The organism is Streptococcus sp. OMI870, from assembly GCF_047460295.1.
In the GTDB taxonomy this organism is placed as follows: Bacteria; Bacillota; Bacilli; order Lactobacillales; family Streptococcaceae; genus Streptococcus.
In genome coordinates, this window is sequence record NZ_JASHGM010000002.1 from 48,379 (window position 1) to 68,417 (window position 20,039).

21 protein-coding genes and 1 riboswitch are annotated in these 20,039 nt (G+C 43.2%); of the genes, 1 reads left to right on the forward strand and 20 read right to left on the reverse strand.

Going from position 1 to position 20,039, the window contains the following annotated elements; all coding sequences use genetic code 11:
- Nucleotides 1–262: 262 nt before the first annotated feature.
- The 8 genes from QM968_RS04330 to tmk all read right to left on the reverse strand — a co-directional run bounded on the left by QM968_RS04330 (nt 263) and on the right by tmk (nt 6,040).
- Complete coding sequence (locus tag QM968_RS04330; protein ID WP_414325910.1) at nt 263–1,804, reverse strand: ABC-F family ATP-binding cassette domain-containing protein; 1,542 nt, start codon at nt 1,802–1,804, stop codon at nt 263–265.
- Between the two features lie 84 nt (nt 1,805–1,888).
- Nucleotides 1,889–2,242, reverse strand: coding sequence for an arsenate reductase family protein (locus QM968_RS04335; protein ID WP_009731462.1), 354 nt, complete (start codon nt 2,240–2,242; stop codon nt 1,889–1,891).
- Between the two features lie 5 nt (nt 2,243–2,247).
- Nucleotides 2,248–2,739 carry a methylated-DNA--[protein]-cysteine S-methyltransferase gene (locus QM968_RS04340; protein ID WP_009731463.1) on the reverse strand — a complete coding sequence of 164 codons (492 nt, stop codon included), beginning with the start codon at nt 2,737–2,739 and terminating at the stop codon, nt 2,248–2,250.
- Entirely contained in the window at nt 2,723–3,304 is a 582-nt protein-coding gene (locus tag QM968_RS04345; protein WP_037613917.1) for a GNAT family N-acetyltransferase, read from the reverse strand. The genes QM968_RS04340 and QM968_RS04345 overlap by 17 nt, the downstream gene beginning before the upstream one ends.
- A gap of 17 nt (nt 3,305–3,321) precedes the next feature.
- The gene (gene rsmI, locus QM968_RS04350) at nt 3,322–4,179 is read right to left on the reverse strand and encodes a 16S rRNA (cytidine(1402)-2'-O)-methyltransferase (RefSeq protein ID WP_009731465.1); all 858 of its coding nucleotides are present in this window, start codon (nt 4,177–4,179) and stop codon (nt 3,322–3,324) included.
- Nucleotides 4,180–4,181: 2 nt separating this feature from the next.
- A complete protein-coding gene (yabA, locus tag QM968_RS04355) occupies nt 4,182–4,502 on the reverse strand; it encodes a DNA replication initiation control protein YabA (RefSeq protein ID WP_049497826.1) in 321 nt (106 codons plus the stop codon).
- A 9-nt stretch (nt 4,503–4,511) separates the two neighbouring features.
- Entirely contained in the window at nt 4,512–5,405 is an 894-nt protein-coding gene (locus QM968_RS04360; RefSeq protein ID WP_414382533.1) for a DNA polymerase III subunit delta', read from the reverse strand.
- Nucleotides 5,402–6,040 (reverse strand): dTMP kinase, encoded by a 639-nt coding sequence (tmk, locus tag QM968_RS04365; protein ID WP_009731468.1) that lies wholly within the window; start codon nt 6,038–6,040, stop codon nt 5,402–5,404. Before tmk ends, QM968_RS04360 begins: the two co-directional genes overlap by 4 nt.
- A 149-nt stretch (nt 6,041–6,189) precedes the next feature.
- Here tmk and QM968_RS04370 point away from each other — a divergent pair, with 149 nt between their 5' ends.
- Nucleotides 6,190–7,077: a YitT family protein gene (locus QM968_RS04370; RefSeq protein ID WP_247920147.1), complete on the forward strand. Its 888-nt coding sequence runs from the start codon at nt 6,190–6,192 to the stop codon at nt 7,075–7,077.
- A 40-nt stretch (nt 7,078–7,117) separates the two neighbouring features.
- Here QM968_RS04370 and QM968_RS04375 read toward each other — a convergent pair whose 3' ends face one another.
- The 12 genes from QM968_RS04375 to QM968_RS04430 all read right to left on the reverse strand — a co-directional run bounded on the left by QM968_RS04375 (nt 7,118) and on the right by QM968_RS04430 (nt 20,038).
- Nucleotides 7,118–7,774, reverse strand: coding sequence for a CBS domain-containing protein (locus QM968_RS04375; RefSeq protein WP_247920190.1), 657 nt, complete (start codon nt 7,772–7,774; stop codon nt 7,118–7,120).
- 174 nt (nt 7,775–7,948) lie between these two features.
- A complete protein-coding gene (locus QM968_RS04380) occupies nt 7,949–8,659 on the reverse strand; it encodes an ABC transporter ATP-binding protein (RefSeq protein ID WP_414325916.1) in 711 nt (236 codons plus the stop codon).
- Nucleotides 8,659–9,423: an ABC transporter ATP-binding protein gene (locus QM968_RS04385; protein ID WP_414382537.1), complete on the reverse strand. Its 765-nt coding sequence runs from the start codon at nt 9,421–9,423 to the stop codon at nt 8,659–8,661. Before QM968_RS04385 ends, QM968_RS04380 begins: the two co-directional genes overlap by 1 nt.
- On the reverse strand, nt 9,423–10,370 hold the full coding sequence (locus QM968_RS04390) for a branched-chain amino acid ABC transporter permease (RefSeq protein WP_342983528.1): 948 nt from the start codon (nt 10,368–10,370) through the stop codon (nt 9,423–9,425). Before QM968_RS04390 ends, QM968_RS04385 begins: the two co-directional genes overlap by 1 nt.
- A gap of 3 nt (nt 10,371–10,373) precedes the next feature.
- On the reverse strand, nt 10,374–11,243 hold the full coding sequence (locus QM968_RS04395; protein ID WP_009731472.1) for a branched-chain amino acid ABC transporter permease: 870 nt from the start codon (nt 11,241–11,243) through the stop codon (nt 10,374–10,376).
- Between the two features lie 81 nt (nt 11,244–11,324).
- A complete protein-coding gene (locus QM968_RS04400) occupies nt 11,325–12,482 on the reverse strand; it encodes an ABC transporter substrate-binding protein (RefSeq protein ID WP_009731473.1) in 1,158 nt (385 codons plus the stop codon).
- 110 nt (nt 12,483–12,592) lie between these two features.
- A complete protein-coding gene (locus QM968_RS04405; RefSeq protein ID WP_414382540.1) occupies nt 12,593–12,871 on the reverse strand; it encodes a DUF2129 domain-containing protein in 279 nt (92 codons plus the stop codon).
- Between the two features lie 275 nt (nt 12,872–13,146).
- Nucleotides 13,147–13,737, reverse strand: coding sequence for an ATP-dependent Clp protease proteolytic subunit ClpP (gene clpP / locus QM968_RS04410; RefSeq protein WP_414325919.1), 591 nt, complete (start codon nt 13,735–13,737; stop codon nt 13,147–13,149).
- A gap of 127 nt (nt 13,738–13,864) precedes the next feature.
- Nucleotides 13,865–14,494 (reverse strand): uracil phosphoribosyltransferase, encoded by a 630-nt coding sequence (gene upp, locus QM968_RS04415; protein WP_009731476.1) that lies wholly within the window; start codon nt 14,492–14,494, stop codon nt 13,865–13,867.
- Nucleotides 14,495–14,715: 221 nt separating this feature from the next.
- Nucleotides 14,716–17,376 (reverse strand): magnesium-translocating P-type ATPase, encoded by a 2,661-nt coding sequence (gene mgtA / locus QM968_RS04420; RefSeq protein ID WP_414382542.1) that lies wholly within the window; start codon nt 17,374–17,376, stop codon nt 14,716–14,718.
- Between the two features lie 206 nt (nt 17,377–17,582).
- A riboswitch (M-box (ykoK) riboswitch) is annotated at nt 17,583–17,740 on the reverse strand.
- A 35-nt stretch (nt 17,741–17,775) separates the two neighbouring features.
- Nucleotides 17,776–18,939 carry a MalY/PatB family protein gene (locus tag QM968_RS04425; RefSeq protein ID WP_414382544.1) on the reverse strand — a complete coding sequence of 388 codons (1,164 nt, stop codon included), beginning with the start codon at nt 18,937–18,939 and terminating at the stop codon, nt 17,776–17,778.
- A 1-nt stretch (nt 18,940) separates the two neighbouring features.
- Nucleotides 18,941–20,038, reverse strand: a complete 1,098-nt coding sequence (locus tag QM968_RS04430) for a cystathionine gamma-synthase (protein ID WP_414382547.1) — start codon at nt 20,036–20,038, stop codon at nt 18,941–18,943.
- Nucleotide 20,039: the final 1 nt, after the last annotated feature.

Sequence of the window (20,039 nt, forward strand, 5' to 3'; positions counted from 1 at the left end):
ACATAAAATTAGCTAATAGATTCATTGGTAAATAAACTGAATTCTAATTATTTAAGACATTCATCTACTGAAACTTTCCGCTATGAGAAAAGTGCCTGAAACAATACAGTTTCAGGCACTCGGAATTATTTAGACCTTAGGCTCAATAATTAGTCATGGAACTTCTACGAAGTTCGCTGACGTCCGTACTCACCTAAGGAAAGTTTCTAAGAAGTCTTTAACTTCAATCTGAAAAGAGAACCGCACGGTTCTCTTTTTGTGTTTACGTTAATTCATTAAAGTCCCAGATTTGGTCCATCCAGCCTTCATAGAAGTCTGGCTCGTGGCAAACCATGAGGATCGATCCCTTGTATTCTTTCAGGGCCCGTTTCAACTCTTCTTTGGCATCTACATCCAAGTGGTTGGTTGGTTCGTCTAGTACCAAGACATTGTTTTCACGGTTCATCAAGAGACAGAAGCGTACCTTGGCTTGCTCTCCACCGGATAACACCTGGATTTGGCTCTCGATATGTTTAGTGGTCAAGCCACAGCGGGCAAGGGCGGCACGGACTTCTGCTTGGTTGAGAGCCGGAAAGGCATTCCAGACTGCTTCAAGCGGTGTCTGACGATTGCCTCCTTCGACCTCTTGCTCGAAATAGCCAAGTTCTAGGTAATCTCCACGTTCTACTTCTCCAGCGATCGGTGGAATGATTCCCAGCAAGCTCTTCAAGAGAGTAGTTTTCCCGATCCCGTTGGCACCGATGATGGCTACCTTTTGATTGCGCTCAAAGGTCAGGTTTAAAGGCTTGGTTAAAGGACGATCATAGCCAATTTGGAGATCCTTGGCTTGGAAAATGAAGCGTCCAGGAGTCCGGGCATTTTTAAATTCAAAGGAGGGCTTTGGTTTCTCACTTTGCAACTCAATGAGTTCCATCTTGTCCAGCTTCTTCTGACGAGACATGGCCATATTCCGAGTAGCCACACGCGCCTTATTACGGGCTACGAAATCTTTGAGGTCAGCAATTTCTTTTTGCTGACGCTCATAAGCAGCTTCCAATTGCGATTTCTTCATTTCATAGACTTCAAGGAATTGGTAGTAGTCCCCAGAATAACGGGTCAACTGCTGATTTTCCACATGGTAGACGATGTTGATCACATCGTTCAAGAATGGAATATCGTGGGAAATGAGGACAAAGGCATTTTCATAATTTTGCAAATAGCGCTTGAGCCAATCGATGTGCTCTGCATCCAAGTAGTTGGTCGGCTCATCTAGTAGCAAGATATCTGGTTTTTCAAGGAGGAGTTTGGCCAAGAGGACCTTGGTCCGTTGCCCACCTGACAAGGAGGTCACATCCGTATCCATGCCAAAGTCCATGACCCCAAGAGCCCGGGCTACCTCATCAATCTTGGCATCCAAGGTATAGAAATCACGGCTTTCTAGACGCTCTTGGAGTTCTCCAACCTCTTCCATCAAAGCATCGACATCAGCTCCGTCTTCTGCCATGGCCATATAGAGGTCATTGATCCGAGCCTCTGCTGTGAACAACTCATCAAAAGCTGTCCGCAAGACATCGCGCACCGTTTGTCCTTCTTTTAGGACAGCGTGTTGGTCCAGGTAACCAGCGGTCACATACTTAGACCACTCGACCTTTCCTTCGTCTGGTTGCATCTTACCGGTCACGATGCTCATGAAGGTCGATTTCCCTTCACCATTGGCCCCGACCAGACCGATATGCTCTCCCTTTAGCAAACGGAAAGACACATCCTCAAAAATCGCACGGTCCCCAAAACCGTGACTCAAATTTTTCACTTCTAAAATACTCATCCTTAACTCTCTTTCGTAGATTTCACTCGTATGATTATATCATCTTCAACTCAAAATGAAAAGGGAGTCCAACTCCCTTTTCATTTACAAATCTAAGTCTGCGTATGGTTTCCGGTAGCCCACTTGAACCACTTTTCCGTCTTTGACAAGTAGGGGGCGCTTGATCAGCATACCGTCTGAAGCAAGGAGATCCGCTGCTTCTTTCACTGTCAGTTGATCCACCTTATCTTTCAAGCCGAGTTCCCGGTATTTCATCCCGCTGGTATTAAAGAAAGATTTGATCGGTAGGCCAGACGCTACCATCCAGTCTTGCAATTCTTGACTAGTCGGTGTTTCGGTTACAATATTTTGGCTCTGAAACTCACATTGGAGACCGTCCAATTCTGATTTAGCCTTTCGACAAGTCGAACATTTTGGGTATTCAATAAAGGTATACATCGATTTCATTTCTCCTTCCAGGTAATTCCTTCGTGTTGTAAGAGCCAGCGTTTACGATCGAGTCCAGACGCATAGCCTGTCAATTCTCCATTTTTTCCCATCACGCGGTGACAGGGGACTAGAATTGTCAAGGGATTGCGCCCAACAGCTTGTCCCACGGCCTGAGCAGAACCACAAGAAAGATCCTGGGCAAGCTGCCCATAGGTCTTGGTCTCACCATAGGGGATCTCTCGCAACAACTGCCATACCCGCTCTTGAAAGGCTGTTCCTTTTGGCGCTAATGGAAAGCTGACGGGAATTGGATCCCCCGCAAAATAGTGGTCCAACCACTCCTTCACCTTTTCATGGAAGGGATGAACTTGCTCTAGGGCTCCATCAGAATCTGGTACAGGCTCTTTTGGATCATAAAAATCAAGCTCTACAAGGCCTTCTTCGCTGACAATGATCGAAAGAAGTCCCATAGGGCTTTCATAGAATTGTTTAAGATAAAGTGTCATTGTAGGCCGCTTCTGCTCTTTGGTCCCAGCGGTCCTCTTCTGAGACCACTTGGAACAAACTGGTTTCTGCTTTTCGTTTGATCTTTTGATAAGCCAGACGGACACCATCAATTGGGACCTTTCCACAATAATGGTAGCCTAATTTTTCAAGCAAATGTTGCATGACCAGATTATCCGGATGCGTATCGCAACGGAAATCAGGCCCTTTTTCTCCTTCGATCAACCCTTGGAGGAAGGTCTGAGCCACCCCTTTGCCAGCAGCTTCTTTGGCCACAGCGACACGGTGAAAGGTAACATACATATAGTTGTCATGCTCCCACTTGCCATCGTAAATCTCATTATAGGCCGCTTCATTTCCCTTGTGGACGGCTGCATAGGCTACGACCTCTTGGTCTTCAACGGCCACATAGCCACGACTTTCTAGTATATCCTCAAAAATGATCTCTTCATCTGGATAGCCATCCTGCCACTGGTCAACCTGTCTTTGAGCCAGGCTTTCCTTGGCATCTTGGATGATTTCCATAATTCGCTTAATCTCGTTGGGATAAGCCATTCTAATTTCCATCCTGCTTTCAACCTTTCTTACTCTTGGTGGTAACGAGCATAGAGCTCACTCTTTTGCAGGCCGTATTGTTTGGAGACCTGTTTAATTGCTTGATTTTTCTTCATGCCCTCTTGGACCAAGGTATCGATCTCTTGGATTAAGTCAACCTCTTCTAGGTCTAACTCTTCTTCTTTGGCTCCTTCGACGATCAAGAGACACTCCCCTTTAAGGGGATTTTCTTCAAGAAATGCGACTAACTCAGAAATACTGCCACGAGTATATTCTTCGTAGATCTTGGTCAATTCACGAACCAAGACAACCGGACGATCCCCATAGACAGCCAACATATTCTCTAAGGTCGCCTTCACCCGATGGGGCGACTCATAAAAGATCTGGGTCTCTGGATAGGCCACTTTTTCTTGGAAAAAGGCCTTTTGTTGCCCCTCTTTGCGAGGCAGAAATCCATAAAAAATATGAGGTTGAGGGGCTAGGCCACTGGCAATCAAACCAGTTATTCCTGCACTAGGACCAGGAACAGCTACGACAGGAATCTCTCGTTCAATCGCTGCCTTGACCAAATCATGACCAGGATCAGAAATACTTGGGAGTCCTGCATCTGAGACTTGCGCCACATCCTTTCCGGATTCTAAATGGGCGATCAGATCTGGAATTTTCTCCATGGCATTGTGTTCATGAAAGCTAGTCTGGGGAGTCCTAATCTCAAAATGCTTGAGCAAGAGGCCTGTATTTCTAGTATCCTCAGCTGCGATCAAGTCCACATCCTTCAAGGTCTGGACCATGCGGTAACTCATATCTTCACGATTGCCGATCGGTGTTGGGACCAGGTAAAGCACCCCTGTTTTCTTTTCCCCTTTAAAACTTCGTTGGATCTGCATGCTTACTCCCTAAATAACAACTCGTCACAAAACATACACTCTTCATCGTTCTCACGGCGTTGACCATAGGAATAGGTGCAAATATGAAAGCCGTCATTGTAAATTCGTTGCAAATTTTCACGACCATGGTGTTGTGACTTTGTGGAGGAGGTCTTCTCCACTTCCCCCAAACGCTCTCTCAATTTATCATTTTCTAAGCGAAGAGCTGTATTTTCTTCGATGACTTGTTTCAAATTTTTCTTGATGGCTTCGACTTCAGCCAAGGTGACCAACAAATTCTGAGAAAAGCCGTCTAAAGCATCAAATAATTCTTTTTTATTCATTCTGACTCCTTAACTTTCTAAGCTCAAAACCATATATTCTAGAGCATTTTGAAAAGAAACATTGGCCTTCCACATGGTGCGAGCAAGACTCAATTTTTCCAGCAACTGCTGGGATCTGCTCAAGCGCAACTGCTCTTCTAAAGCCAACTCCATCAATCGAAAGGCTTGGCTTTGTTTTTCCTTATCATCTGCTAAGGTCACCAATCGAGTCACTTCCAAATAGGCGCTATTCAAATTGGAGTGACAACGTTCGATGAACTGATTACAAACTTTAGCCAACTCAAAAAACGTAGCATTCTTTTTTTGCTGCTCTGCCTCTTCAAGACTAAAACTAAATCGAGCTACTAGACTTGCCTGCGATTTAATCAAACCTTCTTTTTCTAGACGTTCGGTAAGGTAGGCTTGCTTTTTTGGAAAATGGACCTGCTGGGCCCGACTTTTGATGGTCGGTAAAATCAAGTTTTCATCGGATGTCAACAAGAAGAGATAGATCTCACTCTGGGGCTCTTCCATGACTTTTAAGAGAGAGTTGGCTGCATTGGTATGCATCTTATCCGCATCTTGGACGATAAAGACCTGCCGACTTCCTTCAAATCCGGATTGAGAAAAGTCTTGAACCAGCGAGCGAATACGATCAGTCTTAATGATCTGGTTGACTGGACGCACGATCTTCACGTCAGAGAATTCTTCTTCCGCAATCAAGCGGCAGGACCGGCATTTACCACAAGGCCAGACTCCCTGCAAATCTTCGCAAAACTGACTTTGAGCTAGCAAGAGGGCCATCTCAAAACTGGCAAAAGAACCTGTAAAGAGATAAGCATGACTGAGCTGTTTGTGTTCTAGGATCTGGGTGAAGCGCTCCACCAATTCTGGCTGGAGCTGTTGGATCTCTTCTAGCTTCATTTCAATGTCCCCAAGCGATCTTCTAAAACAGCCAAGACATCCGTAAAGACGTCTTCAAAGGATTGACTGGCATCGATTTTCACGATTCGCTCTGGTTCCTTTTCATACAAGGCTAAATAACCTTGTCTGACCTTTTGGTGAAGTTCCAATCCTTCCAAATCCAAACGATTGACTTCCCGCTCTTGGTTTTTCGCAATTCGGGCGAGCCCTTCTTCGACATCCACATCAAAGTAAAGGGTGAGATCTGGCTTAAGACCATCTGTCGCGAATTGATTGAGCCACTCGATGTCTTCCACGCTCAGACCGCGACCATACCCTTGATAAGCCACCGAGCTGTCAATAAAGCGGTCCATCAAGACAATCTTCCCAGCTGCAAGGGCTGGCAAAACACGTTCTACCAAATGCTGCCGGCGACTAGCAATATAAAGCAACAACTCGGTCTTGGCATCCATACTGGTATGGTCTGGATCCAAAATGACCTGGCGGATCTTTTCGGCAATGTCGACACCACCTGGTTCACGGGTTGTGATATAAGGAATTTCTTTTTCTTCAAGTAGAGGCAAAACGGCTTCTAGGATCGATGATTTCCCTGCTCCTTCTGGTCCTTCAAATGAAATTAATGTACCGTTTCCCATAGTATCCTCTTTCTGTTTTTCTTCTTTTTATTTTACCAAAAATAAGGGTAAAAATCTTGTATTTTAGGAGAGAAAATTTTTCAAAGTCATTTTCATTTTTTCACTTTTTTGTTACAATATTCTTATAAAGTTTTAGGAGACTACCTATCATGTTTAAATTTAAAGATATTCTGGCTATCATTTTGGGGGCCGGCATTTTTTCATTTGGGATCTATTTTTTGGTCATCCCTTTTCACTTCTATGAAGGAGGAGCAACAGGGATTACCTTGATCACCTATTACCTCTTCAAAATCCCCGTATCCCTCATGAACTTACTGATCAATATCCCTCTCTTTGTTCTCGCTTGGAAACTGCTGGGTAAAAAATCTCTTTATCTGAGCTTACTGGGGACCTTCTCGGTTTCGGCTTGGATGGCAATTTTTGAAGCCATGCCCCTCAGCCACCGCTACCATCACTTCATCTTTGACGCCTTTAAAGGAGATATTCTGCTTGCCTGTATTGCCTCAGGGGTTGTGCTTGGTTTGGGGCTAGGGATCATCTTCAATGCCGGTGGAACTACTGGAGGAACAGATATCCTCGCTCGCATCTTTAATAAATACACTTCCCTCAGTATGGGAAAACTCATGTTGATTGTCGATGCCATTGTTCTGACAACTGTTGTCGTAGTCTTCCAAGATGTCCGTACCGCCATGTACACTCTCTTCTTTATCCTGATTGACACCCTTGTGATCGACTTGATTGGAGAAGGTGGTTTTGCTGGAAAAGGCTTCCTCATCGTTACATCTAAACCAGAAGAGATTGCCCAAAAGGTATCCGACGATCTGGGTCGTGGGATTACCTTTATCCGTGGAATGGGCTATTACAGCCGTAAAGATCTGGATATCGTCTACTGTGTCGTTTCACGGAATGAGATGAAACAAATGAAAGACATCATCAATCAGATCGATCCATTCGCCTTTATCACGATTTCCGAAGCCCATGAAATTCTCGGAGAAGGCTTCACTTTAGATAAAGAAAAACAACCCATTACCCGTTAATAAAAAATCAGACTGGATGATCATCCAGCCTGATTTTTTATTAAATAGCTTTTGCGGTTGTTCGAGTGATTTCATCGACTTTCAAACCGTTTGCTTCAAATTTAGTACGGATTCCTTCTAGATCTGTCACCCCATCAATTTGAACTTCGATGACGACACGATCGTCTTTGGTTGGGATATTGACTGTATTGGCGATGTTATACCCTTCTTCTACAATCAAGTGAATGATTTGTTCTAGAACGCCAACCTTATCTTCTGTCACAAAGCGAACACGGACTCCTTCTTCTCCATAACCGGACACTTCAAGGAAGGCACGGAAAATATCACGGTCAGTGATGACACCGGATACTTGCTCATTGTCCACGACTGGAAGGATTCCTACCTTGTTCTTATACATGAGGTAGGTCGCATCTTCTAAACTTGCAAATTTTGAGACGGTAATGACATCGCGAAGCATGACGTCCTTAACTTTTGTTTTATTGAGTAGGTAGTTCATCTCAAAAATAGACAAGCTTGTTGCTTTAGATGGACTTGCTTCTGCAATCGTACCTTCTGTCACCAAGCCAACTAATTGATCATTTTCAATGACCGGCAAACGGTGTAAGCCTTGTTCGCGCATCAAATCTGCCGCATGAGCAATTGTAGTATCTGGACTAATGTAAACCACTTTACGTGTCATAAAATCTTTAACAGCCATAACAAGTTCTCCTATGCTTTTACTAGTTTTATTATACTTGATTTTAAGAATGATTTCAAACGCTTTCAGCAGTTTTCTCTTGTTTTCAAAATTTAGAAAAATCAAACAGGAGAGATAAAAAAAGAAAGGTCTTTCGGGCCTTTCTTTTTAACGTTCTAGTGAATTTTAGAAATCTTATCCACCAAGGTAAGCCTTGCGGACTTCTTCTGAGGCTAAGAGTTCTTTTCCTGTTCCGGTAAGAACGACTTTCCCTGTTTCCAAAACATAACCGCGGTCTGCGATGGCAAGAGCCTTGTTGGCATTTTGCTCGATTAAGAGAACCGTTGTTCCTTGTTTTTGGATATCTTGGATAATATCAAAGATTTCTTGGATAAAGATAGGGGCCAATCCCATAGAAGGTTCATCCAGAAGCAAGAGTTTTGGCGTTGACATAAGTGCACGACCCATTGCTAACATTTGTTGTTCCCCACCAGATAGGGTTGCTGCATCTTGGTTCTTCCGTTCTTCCAAACGTGGGAAACGGGAGAAGACTTTCTTCAAGTTAGCTTGATTTTCTTCTCGATCTTTCTTCAAGAAAGCTCCCATCTCCAAGTTTTCCATAACAGTTAAGCCCGGAAAGACGTGGCGGCCTTCTGGAACTTGAGATAGTCCGGCTGCTACAATCTTTTGAGCAGGAACCTTTTGAATCTCCTGACCCAAAAACTCGATTTTCCCAGTACTTGGACGCACCAAACCTGAAATGGTACGAAGAATAGATGTTTTCCCAGCACCGTTAGCACCGATAAGAGAAACAACTTCCCCTTCGTTTACCTCGAAACTGACATCACGGACAGCCTGGATCATGCCATAGTGTACAGAAAGATTTTCAACTTTTAACATAGACATTAGGCTTCACCTCCTAGATATGCTTCGATTACACGTTTGTTGGTCTTGATTTCATCTGGCGTACCATGGGCAATCAAGCGACCATATTCCAATACATAAATCCGTTCTGTTACTTCCATGACCAAGCTCATATCGTGTTCGATCAGCATGATCGTAATATTGAATTCTTTTTGAATGCGACGGATCAATTGGGTCAATTCTGCTGTTTCTTGAGGGTTCATTCCTGCAGCAGGTTCATCCAAGAAGAGAATTTTTGGCTCTGTAGCAAGGGCACGAACGATCTCCAAGTGACGTTGTTGTCCGTAAGCTAAGTTCTTAGCCAAGGTATCTGCTTCTTTTTCCAAACCAAAAATGGCTAACAATTCAAGAGCTTTTACTTTCAATGCTTCTTCATTTTTGTAATAGCTTGGCAAACGGAACAGACTAGCAAAGACATGTGGTTTGTGGTGATTGGCAAAGGCAATCAAGACATTATCCAAAACGCTCAAGTCTTTAAAGAGACGAATATTTTGGAAAGTCCGTCCCAGACCACCTGCAGCGATTTTATAAGGTGCCTTGCCATTAAGTAGCTGACCATCTAAGGTAATGGTCCCTTCACTTGGCTCATACACTCCTGTTAGGAGGTTGAAGAGGGTTGTTTTTCCGGCACCGTTGGGCCCGATCAAACCAACCAATTCCCCTTCATTGAGTTCCATGGTCACATCCCCAACGGCTGTCAAACCACCAAAGTTTTTTGTTAAATTTTTTACTTCAAGAAGTGCCATTAGTTAGCCTCCTTTTTTGAGAGTAGTTTTTTCAAGCTGAATTCCCATGTTCCAAGAAGACCACCTGGACGGAAGATCATCACGAGAATCAAAGCCAATGAGTAAATGATCATACGGACACTTGAGAAGTCTTGAAGCACCATGTTCAAGATCCCCAAGACGATAGCTGCCACAACTGTTCCTGACATTGATCCCAAACCACCAAACACGACAATGATCAAGACATTAATAGTATTGGTGAAAGAATAATCTTTAGGAACAACGGAGCCAATAAAGCCAGCTTGGAGAGATCCAGCAATCGCCGCTGTGATCGCACCAAATACAAAGGCGATGACTTTGACTTTGGTCGTATTGATCCCAACAGATTCTGCTGCGATTTCATCTTCACGAACAGAAAGGGTAGAGCGTCCAATTGGACTGCGTAAGAAGTTAATCGTAAAGATCGTTGTAATCACGACAAAGAGGTAAACCAATTGCCATGTTGTAAAGGCTGGCAAACCAAGGATACCAGCGGCACCATTTGTTAGAGTACCACCATTGACGATCAAGATCCGGATGATTTCAGAAACCCCAAGTGTCGCAATCGCGAGGTAGTCTCCTTTCAAACGAAGGGTTGGAACCCCAACGATCAAGGCAACGACACCAGCAATCAAGGCCCCTAAAACCATCGCGCCAAAGAAAGCACCGTAGGTTGGTGATTTGGAACCGAGAATGGCTGCAGAGTAGGCACCAATTGCCATAAATCCGGCATGTCCGAGTGAGAATTGACCTGAGAAACCAACGATGAGGTTCAAGCCAACTGCAAGGATAATGTTAATCCCGATTTGTTCCAAAATTTGGATATAGAAGAGGTTAAGCACACCCGTTGCAACCAAGACTTGGATCAAGGCAAAACCTGCGACCAAAAGACCAAGCCAGACTAAATTCACTTTTAAATTTTGTTTCATGGCTTACACCTTCTCTTTCACATTTTTACCGAGGATACCTGCTGGACGGATGAGCAAGATCACAATCAAGATGGCATACACAATGGCATCACGGAAGTCTGAAAGACCGATCGCTGTAGCGAAGGTTTCCAACAAACCGATGACAAATCCACCTAGGGCAGCACCTGGAATGATTCCGATTCCTCCAAGAACGGCTGCGACAAAGGCTTTGATCCCTGGTGTCATCCCCATCAAAGGCTCAATCGAGTTGTAATACAAACCGATCAAGACACCACCAGCACCTGCCAAGGCTGATCCCAAAGCAAAGGTAAAGCTGATGGTCCGGTTTACATTAATCCCCATCAATTGAGCAGCATCACTATCGACAGAAACAGCACGCATAGCTTTCCCCATCTTTGTCTTTTGGATAATAAATTGAAGAGCGACCATCAAGAAAATAGACACTCCTAAGATCATCAACTGAATGTTGGAGATTGAAATAGGACCAAAGTTGTAACGAACAGTTTCAATGACTTGCGGGAAGGAACGGGTATTGGCTCCTACAAAGAAGACCATCCCATATTCAAGCAAGAAGGAAACCCCGATGGCTGTGATCAAGGCTGCAATCCGAGTCGAATGACGAAGCGGACGATAAGCCAAGTATTCAATCACAACCCCTAAAATAGCTGTTCCAACCATAGCTAGAAGCAAAGCTACAAAGAAGTTCACTTTCAATGAGTTTAATAAGAAATATCCCATAAAGGCACCTACCATGTAGATATCCCCATGGGCAAAGTTGATCAATTTGATAATTCCATACACCATAGTATAACCAAGGGCCAAGAGTGCATAGACACTTCCCAAGATTAGACCGTTCACTAATTGCTGGAGCATTTGAACCATCCTTTCTAACAATAAAGAGCGAGGCCAGGAATTTTTATTCTCCCAGCCTCTTGTACAAACAACAAATGATAATTATGGTTTAACAGACTCAACAGATTTGACTTTACCATCTTTCAAGCCAATCATCAGAGCTGATTTAACCGGGTTGTGGTTCTTGTCGATTGACATTGTACCAGTCACACCTTCCAAGTCTTTCAACTTCGCAAGGTTGTCTTTCAATTCAACAGAGTTCTTAGCACCTTTAGATGCTTCTGCAACCATGTAAACTGAATCATACGCCAAAGCTGCAAACATTGAAGGTTCTTCGTTGTATTTTGCTTTATAAGCTTCTACGAATTTCTTGGCTTTATCAGTCATTTCACCTTCAGTAGAGAATCCAGCTACATAGTAGATGTCTGTAGCTGCAGCAGGTGTTGCTTGTTCAACGAATTTCGCATCGCTAAATCCATCACCACCAATGATTGGTTGTTTGATTCCCATACCACGTGCTTGGTTTACAATCTTACCAGTTTCAGTGTAGTACCCTGGAAGGACAATCGCATCGAAGTCTTTGTCTTTGATTTTTGTAAGAGCAGCTTGGAAATCTGTATCCTTAGATTGGAAAGTTTCTGTTGCTACGATTTCACCTTTATAAGATTTCTTGAAGGCTTCAGCAATTCCTTTAGCATAGTCAGATGAGTTATCGTAGTAAAGAACGACTTTCTTGGCTTTCAAGTTATCCATTGTATATTTTGAAATGATTTGTCCTTGGAAGCTATCGATGAAGGTTGCACGGAAAAGGTAATCTTGACCTTTTGTCAAATCATCTTGAGTTGCAGATGGTGTAACCAGTGGAACACCAGCTTTACCAGCATTGGCAACCGCTGCTGCAGTAGCACCTGAAGTGGCAGGTCCTACAAGAGCATTTACTTTTGATTGAGTAACAAGGTTTGTTGTAACGGTAGCTGCTTCAGCTGTTTCAGACTTGTTATCTTTGTCTGTGACAACGATCTTCTTACCGTCAGCTCCACCCTTAGCGTTGATTTCATCAACGGCTAATTGAGCACCTTTTTGTTCAGCACTACCGTAGGCTGCAACTTCACCAGTTTTTTCAAAGTTAAAACCGACTTTTAGTTCTTTGCCGATTTCGTTACCAGTTGTGTTTGAACCTGAAGTAGAAACTTCACCACAAGCAGCAAGAAGAGCGACACTTGCAATGGTTAAAAATGAAAGAGCAAATTTTTTCTTCATTTGTAATGATCTCCTTAAATAAATCTTAAAATAAATACATATTAAGAATATACCGAATTATCTGACAATTGTCAATAAAAAAAGCGCAATCCAGAAAATGATTGCGTTTTCTATCCTTTTAGGGCCACAGATGAGGTCTCTAATCGCTGCAAACTACCGACAAAATCTGTATCTAACTCTTTGAGATAGCAAGGCAAGACCTTTTTGACATAACGTTCTTTCTTTAAGTCTTCCATGATTTGATCAGCTTTGTCACTATCCACATACAATTGGACATAGCGACATTTCTTGGAATGATACAAGACATCTCCAACTGATTGTAATTTTTTTCCATCCCGATTGTAATACAATTTAACAATCAAGCCTGTTCTTTCTTGTTTCTCAAACATGGTTAATCCCTTTCTCGTTCTGTTACTAGTATATCAAATTTCAAGAAAAAGAACTACTCTTTTATGAGAGCAAAAAAGGCTGGGACAAAAGTCCTAGCCTCTCAATTATCTTTGGATTGTCGAGCAAGACGCAGTGGTTGAGTGGGCTCTACTACGCTGATTTCATCAGCTTTTACAGCCCTACTCAACTGTGCGGAGGTGGGACGACGAAATCGAATTCTAACGAATTACCGATTTCTGTCCCACTCTCTCCATGGTCTTCCCTTTAGAAAGGGTTAGCCCAGATTATTATTGGCCATGATTTCATCAATAAAGCCATATTCAAGAGTTTCTTGCGCACTCATCCAATTATCACGTTCTGCATCTGCATGCACTTTTTCGATCGGCTGACCTGAATTTTCCGCAAGGATTTTTTCCAAGTTATTCCGTGTTTTGAGCAAATGTTCTGCTGCGATCGCCATATCGGTTTGTTGGGTACCGCCACCAGTGCCCCCCATTGGTTGGTGGATCATGTACTCAGCATTTGGCAACATGAAACGTTTGCCTTTCGCACCACTTGACGCAATCACAGTCCCCATTGAAGCTGCCATCCCCATAACAATGGTTTGGACATCTGACTTGATAAAGTTCATGGTATCGACGATAGCCAGACCTGCTGAAACAGAACCTCCTGGGGTATTGATATACATATAGATATCTTTGGTGTTATCTTGAGCATCCAAGAAGAGCAATTGGGCAATAATCGAATTGGCCATTTGATCCTCAACTGGACCTGTCACCATGATAATCCGATCTTTCAACAGACGGGAATAAATATCGTAAGAACGTTCTCCACGGCTGGTTTGTTCAATAACTACTGGAATCATTTATTCTTCTCCTTTAGTATCCATTCATTCTCACAATTCGTGAGGTTCAAGGTATATCTGCTATTATAAACCAATGGTCAAAAAAGGTCAATTTTTTAGCACCTATCCCTTACTATGAATGGGCTTTTTATTTAGTACCGAACAAACGGTCACCCGCATCTCCAAGACCTGGAACAATGTAGCCATGATCATTCAAGTGGTCGTCGAGAGCTGCTGTAAAGATATCAACATCTGGATGCGCTTCTTGAAGAGCTTTCACCCCTTCTGGTGCCGCCACCAAGCAGACAAACTTGATATGGCTAGCGCCACGTTTTTTCAAGGAATCAATCGCTAGAATAGCGGATCCGCCCGTAGCAAGCATCGGGTCTACTACAAAGATGCGACGTTGATCAATATCTTCTGGCAATTTCACCAAGTATTCAACTGGTTTCAAGGTTTCTTCATCACGGTACATCCCGATATGTCCAACTTTTGCTGCTGGTACCAAACTCAAGAGCCCATCGACCATCCCAATTCCTGCACGAAGGATTGGAACAATGGCCAATTTCTTCCCTGCAATTTGTTTTTGAACGGTTTTGGTAATCGGTGTTTCAATTTCTACATCTTCAAGAGGTAATTCGCGCAAGACTTCGTAACCCATCAACATAGCAATCTCATCTACCAATTCACGAAAGGCCTTCGTAGAGGTATCTGTACGACGAAGAATAGATAATTTGTGTTGAATCAGTGGATGTGTAATAACTTCTAGTTTTCCCATTTTTGAGATCCTTCTTTCTAAGCTGCGATCCTTTAAAAAGGAGCTTGGATTGAGAAAGAGTCAAGCTCTCCCTCTTTCTGTTACTCCTTTTTTGATACGCGCAACACGTGGAAATCATCTTTTCCAACTTCATATTCGTCTTATTATACCAAATTTTACCAAAAAAAGAGAGCCCTTACACTTAATTTTTTAAGTTCGGACTCACTCTTTCTATAAATCAATTACAACCATTCTTTGTATTTCTTAATATAGATACGTTTGACAACCGTCACACTCAGCATATAGAGGACGATAATAGCAAACAATAGAACAAAGTACAATCCATTTAGCTGGCTCAACTTCAAGATAGAAGCCAAAGGACTATATGGAAGGGAGGTTACAAAGAAGGCTGCTGCTAGGGTCGTCACCACGACTGAGAAGGCTGGACGACTTTGGATAAATGGCAGTTTTGGTGAACGCAACATATGAATAACCATGGTTTGAGACCACATGGATTCGATAAACCATCCGGTTTGGAAAACCATGATAAAGGCTGCTGCATCTACTGCTCCATGGTTGTAGCCATGACCCAAAATCATTGGAACAATAAGGAAGTAGAGAAGCATGTAGGTGATGATATCAAATACAGATGAAATTGGACCAATCCAGGCCATAAAGCGCATGATAGAGTTTGCTTCCCAGATACGAGGTTTCTTGAGGAATTCCTTGTCGACATTGTCAAAAGGTAGGGCGATACAAGAAAGATCATAGATAAGATTGAGCACAATCAAATGAACGGGAGCCATTGGAAGGAAGGGCAAAAAGATGCTGGCAAAGAGAAGAGAAAAGATATTCCCGAAGTTAGAAGAGACCGTCATCTTGATGTACTTGGTCATATTGGCATAGACCTTGCGGCCTTCGACCAAGCCTTTTTCAAGAACCATCAAGTCCTTATCCAGAAGGATGACATCTGCCGTTTCTTTGGCAATATCAACAGCGGTATCCACGGAGATCCCAACGTCTGAGACCTTCATAGATGGAGCATCGTTAATACCATCTCCCATGTAACCAACCTTGTGGCCATTGTTCTTTAGGCACAAGATGATCCGGGCTTTTTGATCTGGTGATAGTTTGGCAAAGACCGTTGTTGTTTCCACAACTTGTGCTAACTCTTGGTCAGTCATCGTATCAATTTCGCTTCCCAAAAGAATCCGCTCTACATCTAGTCCTACTTTTTCACAGACAGCTTGGGTTACCTTTTCATTGTCCCCAGTTAAGATCTTGGTGGTTACCCCATATTCTGCAAGAGCTTTAATCGCTGGAGCTGCAGAAGGTTTTGGTGGATCAAGAAAGGCAAGGTAACCGGTTAGGATCATGTCTCCTTCATCTTCAACACTAAAGATTTCATTTTCGTCCAAGTCGGTTTTGTAGCTGACACCCAAAACACGAAGACCTTGTTCATTTAACTGAGCAACTTCAGCGAGGACCTCTTGACGGACTTCATCTGTCAAGCGTTTAATCTCTCCCTTGTACTCAACATAAGTCGATACAGAAAGCATTTCTTCCAAGGCACCCTTGGTCACCATGCTGACCACACCGTCTTCATCTTTGACAATGACACTCATGCGACGACGTTCAAAATCAAAGGGCAATTCATCAATCTTATGGAAGTTTTGATCCAGATCGCGGACGATTTCATGTTTCTTGGCTTCTTTATGGGTCCGATTGATAATCGCCCGGTCCATCAAATTTTTTAGCCCGGTTTGGAAATAGGAATTCAAGTAAGCCCGGCGAAGGACTGATAGATCCAAATCGCCATGGATATCAAGCGGATACTCCAAAACGATTTCATCTTGGGTCAAGGTTCCTGTCTTATCTGTACACAAAATATCGATGGCACCGAGGTCTTGAATGGCATTGAGTTTTTTGATAACGACTTTTTCCTTGGCCATGATGATAGAGCCCTTAGCAAGACTCGCTGTAATAATCATCGGTAGCATTTCAGGAGTCAAACCAACCCCAACGCTGAGGGCAAAGACACCCGCTTCTAACCAGTCACCATCTGTTAGGCCATTGATCACAAAGACAACGGGCACCATCACTAACATGAGCCGAATCAAGAGCCAAGAGATGGTATTCATTTCTCTCTCAAATGAGGTTGGTTCGTCATAGGTGTTGATGGTTTGCTCAATCGCGCCCATCATGGTTTCATCCCCCACGACCAAGACCAAGGCTGTCGCCCGCCCTGAGATGACATTGGTCCCCATAAAGGCCAAGCTTTCACTCTCCAAAAGACTATCTAGATTTTGACTGTCAGCTTTTCTGAGACAAACCTTTTCAACAGCATCACTTTCCCCTGTGAGACCAGATTGTTGGACAAAGAAGTCACGGGAATCAATCAAGACCACATCAGCTGGGATCATATCACCGGCACTCAGTTTGATCACATCTCCTACGACGATTTCATCAATAGGAATTTCTTGTTCTGATCCATCACGCAGAACGGTTGCTGTATTGACAATCATACGTGATAAGTTGCTAGCTGCTTTGTCGCTCCGCAATTCTTGAATGAAGCGGATCCCACCAGAGATCAAGACCAAGGTCACAATGATGATAGAGGTCGTTGGGTCCTGCTCACCTGGTTTTGCTAGCCAGACATTAGTGATGAAGGAAACCAGCGCAATGACCAACAAAATCACTGTAAAAGGATTGATGATCGATTCGTAGATCTTTTTGATCATGGAATCTTCTTGACCTTTTGTGATGACATTTTCGCCATAAGTATCTCGGTTTTCTTCTACTTGATCGTCAACCAAACCAAGGGCACTGGTTTTGTAGGTGGCAAAGGTGCTTTCAAGCGGTTCTTGAAGAGCAGCAATGAGTCTTTCTTTATTTGTTTGCATTGGTATCTCCTTTTTCAATCAGGAGCCAATCACTTTTGGAGTCCCTACGACACAAATCAGCGATTGGCTGGTTCGGTACGGTTCGGGATGATCGTCGATTTGTATCATAGCTCTCTCCTTTCTCTTTTCTAGGTAAGGCATAAAAAGAGTCCTACCCTTGATCGGTAGGACTCATGAAACTCGTCATTTATTTTTCAATCAAAACTCTTAAAAAACTGACCGTCCAAGCTTTAGCTCCGCAAGGCGATGAAATGAGCTTAGTCTTGACCTTTGCGATCAGGACTGTTGACCAACGAGTAGTGTCTCCACTGCTTTGCGGTAGTCATCCGTATCCTTGTGGTAGCCTCACCTACCGTATTTCGAGTTTATTGTACTCCTTCACTTACAGAAAGTCAACACTTATTTGTGAAAAGTTTCCACCAAGCGTTTGGTGATTTCTTCAATGAGGGTGAAGGGAGCTGCCACATTAAGGCGGGCATGCAAGGTTCCTTCTTTTCCGAAATCTGATCCACGGTTCAAAATCAATTTAGCTTGGTCATGGATTTTAGCATGTAGCTCATCATCCGTATAAGGATAGGCTGAAAAGTCCAACCAAAGAAGATAGGTTCCTTGGGGCTTCATGACACGGATTTGGGTCTTTTCATGCAATGCATCTACCACATAGTCAATGTGTTTTTCAAAGACTTGCTTGAGCTCCGTCAACCATGGCTTACCATGACGATAGGCAGCTTCCGTTGCAATATAACCTAAGCCTGAAATTTCATGTTGATTATTGGCCAATTGCCGTTGTTTAAAGGCTGTCCGAAGTTTTGGATTTTCAATGACCACATAGGAATTTTTTGTTCCTGCAATATTGAAGGTCTTGGTCGCACTAGTTAAGATCAAGCTAAAATCTTTAAAGCTTGGATCAACCGTGTTAAAGCTGGTATGACGGTGCCCAAACAAGGCTAAGTCTTGGTGAATTTCATCTGAAACGAGAAGGACTCCATGTTTTTGACAGAGATGGCCAATTTTTTCCAAGACCTCACGATCCCATACACGACCACCAGGATTGTGCGGATTACACAAGACATAGAGTTTGACATCCTGCTCCACAATATCTTTTTCCAACTGATCAAAATCAATTTGAAAGAGTCCGTTTTTTTCAATCAGCGAATTTTCAATCAATTTTCGTCGATTGCACTTGACACTTCGTGCAAATGGAGGATAGACCGGTGTATTGATTAAGACCGCATCCCCTTCCTTGGTGAAGGCTTGAATAGCTGTTGAAATAGCTGGAACAACACCTTCGATAAAGACGATCGCTTCCTTGTCAAAGGAATAACCGTGTTCTTCTTTTTCCCACTCAAGGATCGACTGATAGAGGCTGTCTGCAGCATAGGTGTAGCCGTAGACCATTTGGTCAGCATAGCCAATCACCGCTTCTCGTACTTCTGGAATGACGTTAAAATCCATGTCCGCGATCCAAGCCGGAATGATCTCTGGATCCGTCTCTGTCTCTTTCCATTTGTAGGTATGGTGGGTCAACCGATTCGGTAAGGTCGTAAAATCATATTTGCTCATCTTAAGCCTCCAATGCTTGCTTCAAATCGTCAATCAAATCATCCGTATCTTCGATTCCGATAGACAAACGAAGCAGGTCATCTGTCAAACCGTATGAATGACGAACTTCAGCTGGAATATCAGCGTGGGTCTGGGTTGTAGGATAGGTAATAAGACTCTCAACTCCCCCCAGACTTTCTGCAAAGGTAAAGACTTGAAGAGAATTTAAAAAGTTAGGAATTTTTGTCTCATCCTGAATTTTAAAGGAGACCATTCCCCCTTTTCCAGTGTAGAGGACTTCTTTAACTTGAGGTGCTGTTTTCAAGAATTCAACCACCTTGCGAGCATTCTCTGTCGAGCGCTCCATCCGGATCGAAAGTGTCTTGATCCCACGAATCAACAGATAACTGTCAAATGGGGAAAGAACAGCTCCCGTCGTATTTAAATTATAAAAGAGTTGGTCATACAGGTCTACGTCATTGGTCACCACCACACCTGCTAGGACATCGTTGTGTCCAGCTAAGTACTTGGTTGCTGAATGAAGAACAATATCTGCCCCCTCTTCAATCGGACGTTGGTAGATAGGGCTGTAGAAGGTATTGTCCACCACAACTTTGGCACCTTTTTCATGGGCTAATTTCGCTAAATGAGTAATATCAAATTCCAGCATCAATGGATTGGTTGGTGTTTCAATATAGAGGACATCCACCTGATCTTTTTCCAAGTGTTGGAGCAGTTCTTCCTCCGTGTTGGCATAAGTAAAAAAGAAACGACCTTCTTGTTCTTGTTGGTTAAACCAGCGGAAAGAACCCCCGTAAAGGTCACGAACTGCAAGCACTTTTGAACCAACAGGAAAAATACTGAAAGCAAGAACAATCGCTGACATACCAGAGCTTGTCGCTAAAGCATAATCTGCACTTTCAATAGCAGCTAAAGTCTTTTCAGCTGTTGCACGGGTAGGATTTTTCGTACGGGTATAGTCAAAACCTGTAGACTGTCCAAATTCTGGATGTTGGTAAGTGGTTGAGAAATGCAAAGGAGTCGTCAAAGATCCAGTTGCTTTATCCGACTTGATTCCTGCCTGTGCCAAAATAGTATTGATATTGCGTTTTTTACTCATA